We start from the raw sequence: 18,066 nt of genomic DNA, 5'->3' as shown, positions 1-18,066 counted from the left end.
AACCACAGCAAACCCATCGAAGAATTTATAAAAAAATTACCGACAAAAAACATGAAAATCAGAACTGATCAATTAAAAACCATCATACAACTCATTATCTTGGCTTTGACAGCCTCGCTCAGCCTGCATGTTTTTGCACAGAATGACTCAGCAGAATCTGCTGCAAATAATCAATGTTATGTGTTAAGTGCCGATCGCGTTTTTGACGGCTTCGACCTGCACGAAAATGCAGCCGTTTTGATTAAAGGCAATAAGATTGTTCAAGTCGGTGACCCAAACCAACTGGGTGAATTATGCAGCAGGAAAATGAAATTAGGTGATGCGACTATTCTGCCAGGCTTTATTGAATCTCATGCACACATTACTTTTCAAAAAATTCCTAGCGATAAAGTATTGAAACATGGCATCACAACTGTCCGTGATACCGGCGGGCCGCTTTTGAAACCGATGGGAGGTAATGGCACATTACGTATATTGAGCGTTGGCCCTATCATTCAGGCAGTAGATGGTTATCCATTGAATATTTTCGGCAATCACGGAACCGAGACGTCTGGTGGTCATGACAAATACGGTACCATTGGTGTAGCGGTTGCCACCATTGAAGAAGCTGAGAAAACCGTAATCGATTTGGTGGCTGGTGGTTCAAGCATGATCAAAATTGCTTTGGAACCCGGAGGCGAAGCCGGTGCGCCATGGATGTCAAGCCACGGTCACGGAGAGCCTCCGCAAACACCATGGCCACTACTTTCTTTGGATATCGTCAAGGTGATAGTGACCAAGGCGCATGCATTGAACCGCAAGGTAGCCGCCCATGTCGGAGAAAATACCGGGGTTGAGCTGGCTCTAGATGCCGATGTGGATGAATGGTCACATATCCCCTGCGCAGAAATTCGGGAGGACTTATTACATCGTGCGGTAGAACAAAACGTAACCTTCGTAACCACGGTGGATACCCTATCAGGTTGCACTGGCATTCACGCCAATGCGCATAAGCTTGCGCACATCATGTCTCATAGTCCAGATTCAAAATCAAAATTTATCTATGGATCTGAAATTGGCCATGACAATGTGCCCTGGGGCATCAACGCAGAAGAAATGGTTTTGATGTTGAATTTAACCAGTCCGGACGGGATTGATTTTGGAGATGTGCTGCGGGTATTCAGGTCAGCAACTTCCGAAGCGGGAATGCATTTGAATTATCCGTTGCTCGGCACATTGATGAAACATGCTCCGGCAGATATTATCGCCGTCCGCGGCAATCCGTTTGAACGGTTTAAATTGCTGGAATATCCCGATCTGGTCATCTCCGATGGCCATATCATCATCAACGATTTCAAGAAAAATAAGTTAAAACACTAAAAGGTATCCATGAACACTCCTTCATCTTCAACTATTTTTGACAAAGCCTGGCTTTACTGCACCGTATTTCTCACCGGTGCAGCGGTTATGGTTATTGAGTTGCTGGGCACACGGCTGATCGCGCCTTTCTATGGCGCCAGCCTGTATGTCTGGACTTCACTGATTGCTGTCACACTGATCGCACTGGCGCTTGGCTATTATCTGGGCGGAATCTGGGCCGACCGGGCACGATCTGGATTATCTCTCATTATCGCAACGGCAGGACTATTAACACTCATCATTCCCTGGCTGGCAGGGCCGGTTTTACTGGCCACAGATCCGCTGGGTTTGCGTCTGGGTAGCTTCATCAGCACACTGATCCTATTCTCGCCCAGCTTGATTATGCTGGGCATGGTTGGGCCTTTTGCAGTTAAATTATCCACTTCCGCACTGGCTAATGTGGGCGCCAGCACGGGCTCTATTTATGCGGTCAGTACCGTCGGCAGCGTCATCGGCACGCTATTTCTCGGTTTTTATTTATTTCCTTTGATCGGCTCTCGTGAAATTTTTGTGGGCCTGGGGATTGCACTATTGGTATTAGCGATGGCAGTGGCATGGATAGAACGAAAATATCTAAAATCCACAACGGTCATCGTACCGGCAACCCTATTATTGGTGATTGGATTTGGCTTGTTTCCACAAATCGTCAGCTCAGGGCAAGCAGAATTCAGTGATACCTTCCAAACCCGATTCGAACGAGAAAGCTTATACGGTTGGGTTCGCGTAATTGACAAGCCCAAGGAAAATATTCGTTTGCTCACTTCAGACGCTTCCACCATTGGCGCAGCCAGTATCAGCCATGGAGAAAATCTCCTCACCTACCAGAAAATCGTGGGGCAAATCCCTTTTCTCGTACCGAATATGGAGAAAGCCTTATTAATTGGCCAGGGCGCCGGACATATGGTTATGACTTTGAATAAGGCAGGAATTGTAACGGACACGCTGGAAATTGACCCTGCCGTTGCCGAAGCGGCCAACGAATATTTCGGCTTTATGCCAACAGGTCGTAGAATCATCGGCGATGCGCGTTATGAGATTCGTCAGCTCAAAGGCCCTTATGATTTAATCATTCTGGATGTATTCACTGGCGGCACCGAACCAACCCATTTATTGACCGTTGAAGCATTAGCGCAATTGCACGGCTTGCTTTCAAGGCACGGAATTCTTGCTCTGAATTTTGTTTCTTTCCTGGATAATGGTCAAAATGCGGCGCTGGCCTCTGTTTCGAAAACATTGGCGCAAGTCTTCCCGCATCAACACGTATTCATTTCCGATCCGGGTGCAGATTTTAATGATTTCATTTTTCTCGCCACAAATCATGTCATCAATTTGGGCGATGATTCAATACCTTTCTCCAACCGCACCTGGTTAAATCAGAGATTATTAACTATTGACCCAGCGCATGGAACAATCCTGACCGACAACCTAAGCAATCTCGAACTGTTACAAATCCGTAAATCAGAGCACTATCGACGGATGATTGTTGATTCAATCGGCACCCATCACTTTATCCGGTAAACACATGTCATTCACATTGTCAGAACGGAAAAAACCATAAAAGAACTGGAGATCAGAATTTTTAACCATTGTTAACCAGAAATCCTTTGAGTTATCGGTAGTGTCAATAATTCTGTGTCTGAGGAAGGCCAAATCAATCTATGAGAATGGAAAATAAACCATGCTTAGCCTAAAAGAAATATCGGAAGCGCTCGGAGGCGTCAGCCGCAACCATGCATTGAAATTATTGACTGATTGCGGGATTCGACACAAGGTACTACTTTCGCGAAACGGAAAGAAAATTTACTACGACATAACCAGAGAACAGATCCAGAACGGTGCACTCAAAGAAAAAGACCCCAAACAAATCGCCATGCAGCAGAGCATTGCTTTAATGATGTTGGAAGCAGCATTAAATCGTCACTGAGTTACTTCTTACCTGATCGTCTTTTTGAGCAGATAAAACAGCTAATTACCACTACCACTTTGCAACATTTCCGCCGCATGCTGCCGCGTGGTTTCCGTGATATTGACACCACCCAGCATACGGGCAATTTCTTCAATGCGTTCCCGCGAATCCAGAAACGTAATGTGACTTACCACCTGCGTATTCTTCGCTTGTTTATTGATACACTTCATTACGTGCAAATGTTGATCACCGGTCGCAGCAACCTGCGGTAAATGTGTAATGCACAGAACTTGCCGATCTTTTCCAAGTTTCTTCAATAAGAGACCAACTATCTCTGCAACTTGCCCACCTATTCCGACATCAACTTCATCAAAAATGAGTGTGGGCACAACCCCCACTTTACTGGTAATCACTTGAATCGCCAAACTGATGCGTGACAATTCACCGCCCGAAGCTACTTTGGCTAAAGGCCGCAACGGCAGGCTTTGATGTGCGGCCACCTGAAATTCAATCTGCTCCAAACCATGCGCATTGCCTGTTTCCAATGCAATCAATGACACTGAAAACTCACCACCAACCATCGCAATCGTTTGCATTGCCGCAGTCACCTGCACTGACAAATCTTCGCTGGCTTTTTTTCGATTATGACTCAATGCCTTAGCTTGCTTGAGATAATCAGTCAACGCCGCAGCTTCGAGTGTTTGCAAATGGTCAATGTCCGAATCTGAATTCAGGGATTCCAGTTCCTGAGTGATTGTCTCAAGCAATTGCGGTAATCCTTCCGGTGTGACACGAAATTTCCTTGCCGTCGTATGAATCTCTGACATTCGTTGTTCGATCTGCTGTAACAACTGGGGATCCAGATCCAGATTCTGGCGATAATGTTTCAACTCGTATATTCCCTCCTGCAATTGGATTTGTGCGGAATCAAGCAAATCGGTAATGGGTTTGAGTTGATGATCAAATTCCAATAGATCCTGCAATTCACTTTTTGCAGCATTAATTTGTGTCAGTACGGAAAATTCACTTTCAGATAAAGCATCAATGCTCGTCTCCGCAGCAGCAAGCAAAGCTGCCACATGTGATAACCGGCTATGATCGGTTTGTAGGACTTGCCATTCTTCCGGTGTAAAATTTAACGTCGCTAATTCTTGCAACTGCCACTCGAGTTGCTCGCGCTTGCCGTATGATTCCGTAGCACGTTGTTTCATAGCTACTCTTTGCTGATAACAATCTTGCCAGTGTTGATAAGCCACCTTAACCGCTCGTGTCAAGTCGCTACTTCCTGCAAAAGCATCAAGCAATTCGCGTTGCACATCTTTCTGCAATAAGGATTGATGCGCATGCTGACTGTGTATGGCCACCAGATACTCTCCGGCAACACGTAATTGCTGGAGTGTAACCGCATGCCCGTTGATATAACTGCGCGACCGGCCATTGGTTTCAATAATGCGACGCATCAGGCAAGTATCGGAATCACCCTGCAAATCATTGTCGTTCAACCAGTGCAATAACTCCGGCAAATGATTAATCTCAAATAGCACGTTGATTTCAGCGCGCTCGCAACCCAACCTTATCTGGCTGGCATCACCGCGCTCCCCCAAGGCCAGTGCCAATGCGTCAATCAAAATTGATTTTCCTGCTCCCGTTTCTCCAGTCAGCACTATAAAGCCGGGCATAAAATCAAGCTCAATCCCGTCAACGATAACGAAATCTTTAATACTCAAATGCCTTAGCATAGACGTGCATTCAGTACATACATCAGGGAAACTCACTCCAACCCAGCTTCTCCCTGAGCATACGATAGTAACTGTGATTATCCGAATGCAACAATCGTACTGTCTTGGGAAAACGCCGCACGATAATGTTATCCGTAAGTTCCAAATCAAAGCAGGAATGACTATCACAATTGATGCGCACGTTCGCGCAACTTTGCATCTGAATTTCAACAACAGATTCCGGTCCGATCACGATCGGACGATTGCTGAGGGTATGTGGACAGACAGGCACCAGTGCTATCAGATCCAGACCAGGATGCAAAATCGGACCACCGGAGGACAGAGCATAAGCAGTAGATCCGGTCGGTGTAGTTACAATCAATCCATCAGAGCGTAGTGTATTCACATATTCGCTGTTGACTCTGACTTCAAATTCAATCATGCCACTGCTCATGCCGCGATAGAGCACCACATCATTAAATGCCAAACTGCCGAAGACACTGACACCATTACGAATAATTTCAGCATATAACAACATGCGTCGCTCGGTAATATATTTCTCAGCCAGTATTTCATCAAGGCATTCAAACATTGTATCTACCGATAAATCGGTGAGAAAGCCCAGTCTTCCCTGATTAATCCCGATTAAGGGCACATCATAAGAGACTAGCATCCGTGCAATATTCAGCATGGTGCCATCCCCCCCCATAACTACCGCCAAGTCGGCCTGCGCGCCGATATCCTCCAAAGTCAATGCTGGATATTTATCACTATCAATCTGTGATGCCGTAAGGTGATCAAGCAGAACGGTATAATTCTTCGCTGTTAAATATTCGGCCAATTTCAGTAGCGGCATCCCAATTTCAGGATTTTTATGCTTACCGATCAGTGCAATGGTTGAAAATGAAGCGTTCATAACTTAGGAAAATAGCCTATTTTTATAGTATCGCGGCAGAATTAAATTAAATACTAAAGTTATCTCTAAAATTAAACAGGTTAGTCTCAAAACAAATTTAGCAAAGTTGAAAATGGCCAAATTGGACATAGCTAATCCACAATACCAATCGCTCCCAAAATACCTATACTACTCATGCAAGCGTCAAACCATTAGGGCAATAACATTATCGACGAAGTTTAGCATAGATGAGATTCGACAAATTACTCTTACAACCAAACTATGAATCCTACTGATTCGTGTAGAATTACACCATGTTAAATGAACGTGCACAGATATTATTGAAAACGCTGGTAGAACGATATATCCACGAAGGCCAACCAGTTGGCTCGCGTTCACTGTCAAAGTTTTCCGGACTTGATCTCAGCCCAGCGACTATTCGTAATGTAATGGCAGATCTAGAAGAGATGGGGCTGGTTGCCAGCCCGCATACTTCAGCAGGAAGAATTCCAACTCCCAAGGGATATCGTCTTTTTGTCGATACGCTGTTGGTAGTAGAAAAACTCGATAAAATGGAATTGAATCACCTGGAAAATCAACTTCATCCTGACAATCCATCACGCTTGATCAGTGCAGCTTCACAATTGTTGTCAGAATTAACTCGTTTTGCCGGTGTCGTAATCACACCCAAACGAAAAGGCGCAGTATTTCGTTATGTGGAGTTTATGGCATTATCCGAGAAACGTATTTTGCTAATAATCGTGACACCCGAAGGCGATGTGCAAAACCGGATTCTCTTTACCAATACCCCTTACAGTCAATCCGATCTGATCGAAGCCGGAAATTTCATCAATCAGCACTATGCAGGCTGTACATTGGACCAGATTCGCAGCCGCCTGGATGACGAATTAAAACAATTGCGCAGTGAAATGATTAGTCTCATGAGTGCAGCGATTGAAGTAGGTGGCGATGCAGTCAATGAAAGCAGCGAGGTCGTGGTTCTAGCCGGGGAGCATAATTTATTAAAAATAAATGACATATCAGATAATCTGAATAGCTTGAAAAATTTATTTGAGTTATTTGAGCGCAAAACCAAGTTATTGCAATTACTCGAATTAAGTCGACAAGCACATGGTGTCAAAATCTTTATTGGTGGCGAATCCGATGTCGAATCGCTGCAAGAATTCAGCGTGGTGACCGCACCCTATGAAATGGAGGGCGCAATTGTCGGCACTGTCGGCGTAATCGGCCCCAGGCGTATGGCTTATGAACGCATTATCCCAATTGTCGAAATTACTGCAAAACTGCTTTCCAATAGTCTATCGCAGCATTGAACTATACTAAGCAAACTTTTTACTGTCATCAATAGCAATCACACATTATGCAATTGCGTACTTTTTACCAGTTAGCAAATCTGGTTAAACCGTTAATTTATTTTCTCAAATGAAGGCAAACTTTAGAATTCATGACCTCAAAATCTCTCTATCAACATGGCTCGCGTAATCGAACTGGCGTACTGTTAATTAATTTAGGAACACCTGACGCGCCAACAGCTCAGGCGCTACGTCCTTATCTCAAGGAATTTCTAAGCAACCCTCGCGTCATTGAAGTACCTCGGGTGATTTGGTGGCCAATTCTGCATGGCTTCATACTACCTTTCAGACCTAAAGCATCAGCAGAGAAATACGCAAAAATCTGGATGCCCGAAGGCTCGCCACTTAAAATTCACACTGAACGACAAACGAAACTGCTACGAGAAGCATTGCAGATTCGGTTAAAAAACCCGCCTATGGTCGAATACGCAATGAATATAGGCAAACCCTCAGTAGCTGCTATTCTGCACAACATGCAAGAGCAGGGTTGCGAACGCATTCTTGTTATTCCACTCTTTCCCCAGTATGCCGCCAGCAGCACTGCAGCGGCGATGGACAATGTCTTCACAGTATTAAACCGAATGCGGAATCAACCGGCTATACGCACCGTCAAGCAGTACCACGATGAACCGGCTTATATCGCAGCACTGACACACAATGTGCGCGATTACTGGAGCACACATGGACGACCTGATAAATTAATCATCAGCTTCCACGGCACGCCACGCTCAAGCCTGGACAAGGGAGATCCCTATCATTGCGCGTGCCAAAAAACTGGACGATTATTGGCTGAAGCATTGGCTTTGGACGCAAGCCAATATATTGTTTGCTTCCAATCGCGCTTTGGTAAAGCTAAATGGCTAACTCCTTACACCGCAGTCACCCTGGAGCAATTGGGAAAAGCACGAACACAACGGGTTGATGTAATATGCCCTGGATTTGTATCTGACTGCCTAGAAACACTCGAAGAAATTGCGATTGAAGCAAAAAACACGTTTATTCAAGCAGGTGGCAAGGAATTTCATTACATTCCTTGTCTGAATGAGCGAAACGACTGGATTCAAGCATTGTCGGATATTACTTGTACCCATTTGCAAGGGTGGCTGGATAGTGATGTTTCCGAAGTAGCGGCTCAGTTATCAAGAAAACTAGCTTTGGAAATGGGAGCAAAAAACTAATCAACAAAATTTTTCCCCTCGATAATTCGAGGGGAAATGACTTTAACTCATTAATGACCGGATTGACGCATATGTTTCATAGCTTCTTCAGCATGTTTAGCAGACTCCTCGCCATGTCCCATTTCAGCATGCTTAATTGCTTCCTCAAGATGCTTGATCGCTTCATCCATATGCTTATGGGCTTCAGCATGCTCCTTACCAGCTTCTTTTGCATGCGCTAAACTTTCCTTCGCATGCGAAAGTGATTCTTTAGCATGCCCCATTTCACCATGGGCCTGAGCTTTTCCTGCATGCTCCATGGCTTCCGAGGTATGTCCGGCATCGGATGCCCAAGCCTGGGTACCAATGAAAAGTGCGAATGTTCCTGCTACGATTGCAGTTGATATAGATTTCATAATCATTTCTCCTTTTTTATGACAATACGTTACTAGCACGAATATTTCTGAGAAATCTCAGCGACTGGATTGGCTTCAAAATAACTCTCAAATATCTACTAAAACCACCAATGCCCTTTTAGTATATACCTAATTTAGGTATTTCGGGACACTAGTCCATAACCATCTGACATTCTGTAATTTTATCCAGCACTCGGCTTTCCAGAAGAGCAATGCAAAACATGAGCGTGAATCTTTCCTGCCTTACAATCGCAAATTATTCTCAATCTCCAGCCAACGTTTCTTGATCGGAGCCAAAAAACATCAGATTTTATTCATCCAACAATGCTGATACCAGTTTAGCCAAAGATACGCTGTTAGATATAATTACGAATGGTCATGTTCAGCTAAACCTGCGTTGATAAGAATCTTCATTTCCGGTTTCGCAATCTGCCGACAGCACAGTAAATAAGAAAGACAGCTACAAAAACTGCAACCATGGTCCATTCGTGACCGGGAAGGTACGCCGGACTAAGGATTACGACATCCTAACTTAGTTGAAAGAAGTTGTGTAAGAAAAAGCATCTAAGCACTTACCGTTTGTATAAATGTTAGCAACATTCAATGATTAGGCCACTGAATGTTTTTCAGGTTGGGGAACAGCGCTCTTATCGACATTCTGATCCTCTGTTTTGCGTTTAGCCCAGGCCAAATCATCAGCATCTGCGTCCAGTCCATTATGTTCACTATTGGTGTCAGCTGTAAGTACGAGCTCAGTAAAAAGTGCATAATGATCCGAACCAAAGCTTCTGAGTCTTTTTATACTTTGGAGCGTAAAGTGTTTGCTGTGAAACAGATGATCTAGCGGCCAACGCAAAAACCAGTAATCTGCATGAAAAGTATTAAACATACCGCGCCCCACTCTTGGATCAAGCAATCCGCTTATTTTCCTGAATAACCGTGTCGTTTCAGACCAAGCTACGTCATTCAAATCCCCAGTCACAATAACCGGCACATTCGTTTCAGCTACACTTTTAGCAATAATCAAAAGCTCTGCGTCACGCTCCGAAGATTCAGCATTCTCAGTTGGGCTGGGCGGTGCCGGGTGTAAAAAATGAACCCGAACTTTGTGTCCGGATGGCAAGAGAACAAGCGCGTGCATTGATGGCTTGTCCATCTCCACCAGATACTCGATCTGGTTATTCATCATTGGAAATCTGGAATAGACATGCATACCATAAAGATTGTCCAGCGGACATTTGATCGTATAAGGGTAATCAGTTTCCAGAATATCCAGCTGCGATTGCCACCACAGGTCTGATTCTAGAGTTACCAGAATATCCGGTTGAAATTCGCGAACCAGCGCAATGAATGCCTTTGCCTCTCGATTTGTCATCAAGACATTGGCGGTAATAATTTTGATTCGGCCTCTGCTATCAGAGTTATTTGCAGCCTTTACTTCTCGTGGGAAAACCCGCGTATAGGGCACAATCCACCATGCTTGATAGACTAAGCAAGCCAATGCAACCGCCACGAATCCCCATGTTTGCTTCGATGATAAGTCGAGTAGCAGCAATTCCAAGGCAAGTGTAAACAGCAATGCCATAAAAAGCTGTAGTCGTGGAAAATCAAGTCCGCGTATCCACCATGCCTCATGGCGGCTGAGTGGCAACATTGTCAGAATGGCAAATGTTACAGTTATAATCAGAAATGCAACTAACATTAGTTGAAAAGTATATTCACTTACTTGTAGTAATCGCGCCCCGATTTGACAAAATAACTGTCAAATCAGATTCGGCTGCTCAAAGTAGTGATTCTACCGTGTTATATCTCTTTTTCGTCAATTAATGTTTGCAGGGCTGTTTCGGTAGTACGCCTTACCGCAATATTCGGCAGCTCTATCAGTCAGAATACGAAACTCATCTTATTCAGAGAAACAGCAGTCACTGAAAAAATAAGATCCGCTATCGTGATTGATATTGGTAGAGAAATAGCTAAAAGATTGCGTTTTCATTTGCATGTTCAAGAACAATATTGCAATTAGCCATTTAATAACGTTTTTAAGCCGGGAAACAGCTTTTCATGTATCTCTTGTAATTTATAGATTTCCTGCAGCACTTCTACGGGGAATCCCTGTCGGTCTCTATCCTTATCAACAATGAGCAATTTATTGATATATTGATAAATCTCTTTATATCCCCAGTGTAATATGATCATTTCTGCAATTCTTGGGTGATTCTTATCCAGCAGCGATTCTTTATCGCCTAAATAAGCACCAAATTCCTTAATGGATCTTTTTAATGACATATACAGTTAATCTCCTATAGCTTAGATAAGCATTCATCAGCATCGCTTGGAATAAACGGAATATACACTTTTTTCGTTCTCTAATTGTTTTCATCCAAATCACTTAGTCAACGGCCACCCAATCAATAAAACCGTGATAGTGACAATACCTGCGACAATATTCATCGGAACGCCAGCTTTGAGAAAATCAGTAAAACGATATTCGCCAGGCCCATAGACCATCATATTGGTTTGGTATCCTAGAGGCGTTGCAAAGCTAGCAGAAGCTGCCATCATGATGGCAAATACAAAGGGTGTATTGTTCAAATCGGCTTTTTCGGTGATCTCCAACACAATCGGCAGCATTAAAAGCGCTGCAGCATTATTGGTAATGACTTCGGTCAACAATGAAATGGTTATGTACGTCAGAATCAGCAGCAGCCACGGTGTACCTCCACTTAGATCAACAATATTCTCAGCAAGAAATTTAGCAACGCCGGTTTTTTCCAACGCCATGCCCAGTGAAAATGATGCTGCGATCGTAATGATGACCTTTAAATCAAGACTTCTCTCAGCTTGATTGGCAGTACAGCAACCGGCAAGAATCATCAATCCGCCGCCAATCAGCGCGGCATTAAGCATGGTAATCACTTCGAAGCTAGCAGCTGTGATCACGCCCAATAAAATCATCCAGGCAACATAAGCTCGTTCATGGCGTGGCGCTTCTGTGTTCAGGTCATTAATCAGCAAAAAATCCTTGTTGTAGCGCTGCCGAGTGACAAAGGCTGGTCTTGCTTCTAGCAGTAACGTATCCCCCGCTTGCAGAGTAATGCTTCCGAGATTACCTTTGATACGCTCGCCATGTCTTGCTACAGCCAAAACAGCAGCACCATAACGGGCACGAAAACGCGCGTCGCGGATGGCATATCCCACCGCAGTGCAATGCGGTGACACTACTGCTTCGACCAGACGCCTTTCAGGATGCCGCTCAGCAAATGTTTGTGTTTGCCCTTCCTCGGCAGATGGCACAATTCCCTTAATACGGAGCAAATCAGAAATTGCGTCGGTGTCGCCAGCAAATACCAAACGATCCCCACCTTGAAGCACTTCATCCGCGGTTACAACGGTCAATATAATGCCGTTACGCTCAATTTCAATTAAATAAACCCGTTGCAAATGTCTTAGCCCAGCCTGCTCGATTGTTTTCCCGACTAAGGGACCGTCCGGCGCAATGGACACTTCCAATGTAAATTCACGCAAATTGGAGAAAGCCTGGCCTTGCGTGCGGTCCGGCAACAATTTAGGGAAAAATAACCACATGTATAGAAAACCCACTATCGCAACCGGTACTCCAACCGCAGTGATCGAAAATAAAGAAAAGCCCGGTCCACCGGTCAGTGCCTGATATTGACCATTGACAATCAAATTGGTACTCGTTCCAATCAGCGTCACCGTGCCGCCTAGAATTGCCGCATAACTCAGCGGGATCATAAGCTTGGAAGGTGAAATTCCGATTTTCCGCGACCAACTATAAATTGCTGGAATCATCGTGGCTACCACTGGCGTATTGTTAAGAAAGCTGCTCAAAAATGCAACTGGCCAAAACATGCGATTTAGCGCTGCGCGCGAAGTCGCAGGTCTGCCCAATAATGTGTTGACCAGCAGATCAATCGCACCGGAAGCATGCATACCAGCCGCCACCACAAACATACCCGCAACTGTAATCAAACCTGAATTACTAAAACCGCTCAATGCATCGGAACTACTCAAGATCCCAGTTGCACTCAATATCGTCAGCGCTCCAATCATGACCAAATGAGGACCAATTCGAGTAGAAATAAGTGTCGCCAGCACCGCAACACATAAACCCAATGTAAACCAGCCTTGCCATTCCATATGTTTTACATCCCAAACAAAAGTGTGAAATATACAGCAGTTGATAGTATGAACATAAATAATCAATTATTATAAAGATATGACCACAATTTATATGCCGTACCGCCAAGTAATCTGGATATCTTGTTTTTATACTGGGAAGCTAATCGCGAATCGGCTAAACTTACTAAAATTGGCAATCAATATTGGTTATCCAAGCCGCTATTTATCGGCGCAATTTAAAAAAACTTTTGCCAAGCTAATCTTTTCAAGAAATACTTTACGGACATTTAATGCGTAAAATTCTTATTGCAAGTTTGTTGACACTCACCATCACAACACCTGTTGTTGCACATGAGCACATTCGTCCAGGTTTATGGGAAATTACTACTCGCTCCGATCTTCTGGCACTAGTACCACATATTCCGTCAGAACAGATGCAGCAACTCAGCACCATCGCCAACCGCTACGGCCTTAAACTACCCGCAATAGAAAATGGCGCGGCCACGTCAAAAGTCTGTATCACCGAGGAAATGGCAAAGCAAGAAATTCCTACTTATTTTCATGAGAACCGTTCCGGCTGCGCGGTGAAAAATGCCACTCACACTGGCAATCGCTATCAGCTCGATTTGGTATGCTCCAATCAACATTTTCAAGGAGATGGCTTTGCCCAAGGCAGTTTTACTAGCCCGGAAAGCTTCGTGGGAAATACCGAATTCGATAGTACTATCGGCGGCAATCCGGTACATGCATCAGCTGAAACATCAGGGCGCTGGATAGGCGAACACTGCACTGCGGTCAATCCATTGCAATGAGGAACTGCAAGAAATTGAAATGTTGCGCCACATCAGCTTATTGAAACGTAACACACTCTTCAGTCAAACTTCACGTTACTAACACAAGCGTAAAATTGATCTCACGCGGTTAAAGTTCTCGTGTGAGCTAGTGGACATTGCACTTGCAATGCACTATTTATTCTTCCAGTAACGGACTCATCGGATATTCCAGCGCTTCTTTCATTGCTACCAGCGACAAAACCGCTTCTCGACCGTCGACGATCCGGTGATCGTAGGACAAGGCGAGATAATTCATTGGGCGGATCACAATTTGTCCGTTCTCCACCACGGGCCTTTCCTTAGTAGCGTGGATACCGAGAATAGCGCTTTGCGGGGGATTAATGATTGGAGTCGACAACATAGAGCCAAATACGCCTCCGTTGGTAATTGAAAAAGTACCGCCGCTAAGTTCTTCAATGCTGAGTTTACCGTTTTGCGCGCGCTTGGCAAAATCAGCGATCTGCAGCTCGATTTCCGCCAGCGTTAAACGATCTGCATCGCGGATGATCGGCACTACCAGTCCACGTGGACTGCCAATGGCAATGCCGATATCATAAAAATCGTGATAGATGATCTCATTGCCCTCAACCGAGGCGTTGATAACCGGGTATTTCTTGAGCGCGGCAATAACAGCTTTGACGAAGAACGACATGAAACCCAATTTTACGCCATATTCCTTTTCAAATTCAGTTTTGTAGCGTGCACGCAAGTCTATGATCGCCTGCATGTTCACTTCATTGAAGGTGGTCAAAATCGCTGCGGTAGATTGTGATTCAACCAAACGTTCTGCAATGCGTTGCCGGAGTCGTGACATGGCGACTCTACGTTCAGTACGCGCTCCTGATGTGGAAGTAACACTGGCTTCAGGTTTGGATTCAACTTTCAAGGACACGCTGGATCTGCGTTCCATATAGGCTTGCACATCCTCTTTGGTGATACGATCACCTAAGCCGGTGCCTTTTATCTCAGATATTTCTGTGGCTTTCAGATCGTTATCCTCTGCCAACTTACGCGCAGCCGGCATCAACATGGGTTTTTCTTGATGGATATCCTCAGCAGCACGATCTTCTGTGTCTTTTTCAGGAGCAACCTTTGTTTCTTTTTCAGCAACAGTAGTTGATTGATTATCCGATTGACTAGGTTTAGTATCGGTAGATTCGGTTTCAATCATGGCGATAACTTCACCACTGGTTACGATAGCGCCGTCATTTTTTAGAATTTTAGTCAATACACCCGCATTGGGTGCAGGCAATTCCAGCACGACTTTGTCGGTTTCGATATCAATCAAATTTTCTGATCGATTAACATAATCTCCTGTTTTTTTATGCCAAGAGATTAATGTAGCATCAGCTACGGATTCAGATAGCACGGGTACTTTGACTTCAACTAACATGGTGTCCTCTTTCTATATTTTATCTCTGAATGCTGCCACAATTAATTCATTCTGCGTAAATTTATGCCTTGCCAGATAACCAACGGCCGGTGAAGCTGCAGAAGCGCGCAGCGCGTAACCCAACTCCTGATCGGATCGCATATGGCGCAACAAATAATGCTGAATGCGATGCCATGCTCCCTGGTTGCCAGGTTCTTCCTGGCACCAAATGACATCTTTGGCCTTGCTGAAACGATCGATTTCGGCCTGAAATTCCTCGTGCGGGAATGGATACAATTGCTCCAGTCGAATGATTGCCATATCCTTGATGCGCTGTTCCTTACGGTAAGCCAATAATTCATAGTATACTTTTCCGCTGCAAACAATAATCCGCTTAACATTTTTCGGGTCTAATTTGTCGACTTCGGAAATAACCGGATAAAAATATCCACGCGCCAACTCGTCCAGGCTCGAAACCGATTCTTTGTGCCGAAGCATGCTCTTTGGACTCATGATGATCAACGGTTTACGTATCGGTCTGATCATTTGTCGACGAAGCAAATGATACATCTGTGCCGGTGTCGATGGTACACAAACCTGAATATTGTAGTCCGCGCATAATTGTAGAAAACGCTCCAAGCGCGCAGAAGAGTGCTCGGGGCCCTGCCCTTCATAGCCATGCGGCAACATCATCACCAAACCGCAGATACGGCCCCACTTGGCTTCACCTGAGGCAATAAACTGGTCGATTACCACCTGCGCACCATTGGCAAAATCGCCAAACTGTGCCTCCCAGACAATCAATTCATTAGGTTGCGTTGTTGCATACCCATACTCAAAGCCCAACACCGCCTCTTCCGACAACATCGAATCAATCACAACAAAATCCGGTTGCTCGGGATAAAGATGGCGTAACGGCACATAAATACGTTCATTCTGATCCGCTGCTACCTGGTCATGCAATACCGCGTGACGATGAAAGAATGTACCACGGCCCGAATCCTGCCCAGACAATCTCACTGGATATCCTTCTTTCAGCAAAGTCGCGTAAGCCAGATTCTCCGCCATTCCCCAATCTAGCGACAATTCCCCTGTGCCCATCAAACGCCGATCGGCAATAATCTTTTCCACGCGCGAATGCAATTTGAACCCTTGAGGAATATCGGTCAGCCTTATGGCAAGCTGTTTCAGCGTTTGCATCGCAACACCGGCTTTAATCCGTTTATTCCATTTGAATGGTTTTAAAAAAGGCTCCCAGTTAATGGAATACGGAGATTTATAGTCATAACAAACTGTCTTGTTCGGATTAACCCCTTCATCCATAGCGCCATGATAAGCTTGGACGAGATTGTCCGCTTCCTCCGACTTTATCACCCCTTCGGCAACCAACCTATCGGCATAGCACTTGCGAGTACCCAAGTGCTGGTTGATAATCCGATACATTTTGGGTTGCGTCACCATCGGCTCATCCTGCTCATTATGGCCAAGGCGACGAAAACACACCATATCGATTACGACATCCTTATGAAACCGCATGCGGAAATCAAACGCCAGTTCAGCCACCATCACGACCGCTTCTGGATCATCGCCATTGACATGAAAGATCGGCGCTTCAATCATTTTGGCAACATCGGTACAATATAACGTGGAGCGGCTATCACGCGGATCTGAAGTGGTAAATCCGATTTGATTATTAATGATAATATGCACTGTACCACCAGTACCATAGCCACGAGTTTGGGATAAATTCAGCGTTTCCATCACTACGCCCTGCCCTGCAAACGCCGCATCGCCGTGAATCAATACTGGCAATACGCGATCCCCAAGTTTATCGTTTAACAGATGTTGACGGGCACGCACCGAGCCCTCAACCACTGGATTAACAATTTCAAGATGTGAAGGATTAAAAGCCAATGCTAGACGTACGATACCCTCAGATGTTTTGATAGCAGAAGAAAAACCTTGGTGATATTTCACATCGCCCGACGGCAAGTCTTGCGGCTGTTTTTCTTCAAATTCGCGAAATAATTCGGCTGGCATTTTTCCCAGAGTATTTATCAGCACATTAAGCCGAGCGCGATGCGCCATTCCCATTACGATTTGTTGAATGCCCGCTTTCCCTGCACGATGAATCAAACTATCCAGCAATGGAATCAGACTCTCGTTACCTTCTCCCGAGAAACGTTTCTGCCCCACGTAACGAGTATGTAGGTAATTTTCCAATCCCTCTGCTGCAGTGAGTCGCTCAAGAATATGATACTTAACGTCAGTCGAAAAACCCGGGTTAGAGCGCTGCCCTTCCAATCGTGCTTGTATCCAGCGCTTTTGTTCAACCGAAGAAATGTACATATACTCGGCACCAATCGAACCGCAGTAGGTCTCATGCAGGATCTGCAAAATCTCACGCAACGAAGCACGATCAGGTCCAACTAATGAACCAGTATTAAACACTTTATCCATGTCCACATCGGTCAATCCGAAATGCGCAGGATTCAATTCGGGAATGGTCAATTGTTGCTTGAGTCCCAGCGGATCAAGATTGGCTTGATTCAGCCCTAGGCTGCGATACATGTTGATGAGTTGCAACACCGCCACTTGCTTGCGATCATCTGAATCAATCGACATTACCTCAGGAAGCGCAGCTTGAATTCCTAAGCCGGAAGATTTAGTAGCTGAAGCAGTGACTGATACCTTACTAGCTATGTGTTCCGGTTGCTGGGTCAACTTATCGAAGTATTCCCGCCACACTAATGTAACAGAATGAGGATTGTGCAGATATTCTTCATAAACCGCTTCTATGAAACTCGCATTAGTTCCAAACAAAAGAGTTTCTTCCATCAACAGTTTTTTCATAA

14 protein-coding genes are annotated in these 18,066 nt (G+C 44.8%); 6 read left to right on the top strand and 8 right to left on the bottom strand.

Annotation, left to right across the window (positions count from 1 at the left end):
- The first annotated feature begins 51 nt into the window (after window positions 1-51).
- The 3 genes from QZV86_RS00200 (at window position 52) to QZV86_RS00190 (ending at window position 3,322) form a co-directional block, all read left to right on the top strand.
- The gene (locus QZV86_RS00200) at window positions 52-1,359 is read left to right on the top strand and encodes an amidohydrolase (RefSeq protein ID WP_295623270.1); all 1,308 of its coding nucleotides are present in this window, start codon (window positions 52-54) and stop codon (window positions 1,357-1,359) included.
- Between the two features lie 9 nt (window positions 1,360-1,368).
- Complete coding sequence (locus tag QZV86_RS00195) at window positions 1,369-2,916, top strand: fused MFS/spermidine synthase (protein ID WP_295623269.1); 1,548 nt, start codon at window positions 1,369-1,371, stop codon at window positions 2,914-2,916.
- A gap of 160 nt (window positions 2,917-3,076) precedes the next feature.
- Window positions 3,077-3,322 (top strand): hypothetical protein, encoded by a 246-nt coding sequence (locus QZV86_RS00190; RefSeq protein ID WP_295623268.1) that lies wholly within the window; start codon window positions 3,077-3,079, stop codon window positions 3,320-3,322.
- A 41-nt stretch (window positions 3,323-3,363) separates the two neighbouring features.
- On the opposite strand, the gene recN is transcribed toward QZV86_RS00190, so the two are convergent.
- Both recN and QZV86_RS00180 read right to left on the bottom strand, forming a co-directional pair.
- Complete coding sequence (recN, locus tag QZV86_RS00185; RefSeq protein ID WP_295623267.1) at window positions 3,364-5,043, bottom strand: DNA repair protein RecN; 1,680 nt, start codon at window positions 5,041-5,043, stop codon at window positions 3,364-3,366.
- Between the two features lie 22 nt (window positions 5,044-5,065).
- On the bottom strand, window positions 5,066-5,938 hold the full coding sequence (locus tag QZV86_RS00180; RefSeq protein WP_295623266.1) for an NAD kinase: 873 nt from the start codon (window positions 5,936-5,938) through the stop codon (window positions 5,066-5,068).
- A gap of 293 nt (window positions 5,939-6,231) precedes the next feature.
- Between QZV86_RS00180 and hrcA the strand changes: the two genes are divergently transcribed.
- Together hrcA and hemH are read left to right on the top strand one after the other, a co-directional pair.
- Complete coding sequence (gene hrcA / locus QZV86_RS00175; RefSeq protein WP_295623265.1) at window positions 6,232-7,251, top strand: heat-inducible transcriptional repressor HrcA; 1,020 nt, start codon at window positions 6,232-6,234, stop codon at window positions 7,249-7,251.
- A 131-nt stretch (window positions 7,252-7,382) separates the two neighbouring features.
- The gene (gene hemH / locus QZV86_RS00170) at window positions 7,383-8,468 is read left to right on the top strand and encodes a ferrochelatase (protein ID WP_295623264.1); all 1,086 of its coding nucleotides are present in this window, start codon (window positions 7,383-7,385) and stop codon (window positions 8,466-8,468) included.
- Between the two features lie 50 nt (window positions 8,469-8,518).
- Here hemH and smbP read toward each other — a convergent pair whose 3' ends face one another.
- From smbP to QZV86_RS00150, 4 genes are all read right to left on the bottom strand, one after another.
- Entirely contained in the window at window positions 8,519-8,863 is a 345-nt protein-coding gene (smbP, locus tag QZV86_RS00165) for a small metal-binding protein SmbP (RefSeq protein ID WP_295623263.1), read from the bottom strand.
- 607 nt (window positions 8,864-9,470) lie between these two features.
- Complete coding sequence (locus QZV86_RS00160) at window positions 9,471-10,565, bottom strand: endonuclease/exonuclease/phosphatase family protein (RefSeq protein ID WP_295623262.1); 1,095 nt, start codon at window positions 10,563-10,565, stop codon at window positions 9,471-9,473.
- A gap of 317 nt (window positions 10,566-10,882) precedes the next feature.
- Entirely contained in the window at window positions 10,883-11,149 is a 267-nt protein-coding gene (locus tag QZV86_RS00155; RefSeq protein WP_295623261.1) for a hypothetical protein, read from the bottom strand.
- A 99-nt stretch (window positions 11,150-11,248) separates the two neighbouring features.
- Window positions 11,249-13,024, bottom strand: a complete 1,776-nt coding sequence (locus QZV86_RS00150) for an SLC13 family permease (RefSeq protein ID WP_295623260.1) — start codon at window positions 13,022-13,024, stop codon at window positions 11,249-11,251.
- Between the two features lie 272 nt (window positions 13,025-13,296).
- Between QZV86_RS00150 and QZV86_RS00145 the strand changes: the two genes are divergently transcribed.
- Entirely contained in the window at window positions 13,297-13,818 is a 522-nt protein-coding gene (locus QZV86_RS00145) for a DUF3617 domain-containing protein (protein ID WP_295623259.1), read from the top strand.
- 157 nt (window positions 13,819-13,975) lie between these two features.
- Here the strand turns inward: QZV86_RS00145 and odhB are convergent, their stop codons facing one another.
- Both odhB and QZV86_RS00135 read right to left on the bottom strand, forming a co-directional pair.
- Window positions 13,976-15,232 carry a 2-oxoglutarate dehydrogenase complex dihydrolipoyllysine-residue succinyltransferase gene (odhB, locus tag QZV86_RS00140; protein WP_295623258.1) on the bottom strand — a complete coding sequence of 419 codons (1,257 nt, stop codon included), beginning with the start codon at window positions 15,230-15,232 and terminating at the stop codon, window positions 13,976-13,978.
- A gap of 12 nt (window positions 15,233-15,244) precedes the next feature.
- The gene (locus QZV86_RS00135; RefSeq protein ID WP_295623257.1) at window positions 15,245-18,064 is read right to left on the bottom strand and encodes a 2-oxoglutarate dehydrogenase E1 component; all 2,820 of its coding nucleotides are present in this window, start codon (window positions 18,062-18,064) and stop codon (window positions 15,245-15,247) included.
- Between the last annotated feature and the right edge of the window lie 2 nt (window positions 18,065-18,066).

The organism is uncultured Nitrosomonas sp. (genome assembly GCF_902826915.1).
GTDB lineage: Bacteria > Pseudomonadota > Gammaproteobacteria > Burkholderiales > Nitrosomonadaceae > Nitrosomonas.
This window is presented reverse-complemented; position numbering and strand designations above follow the sequence as displayed.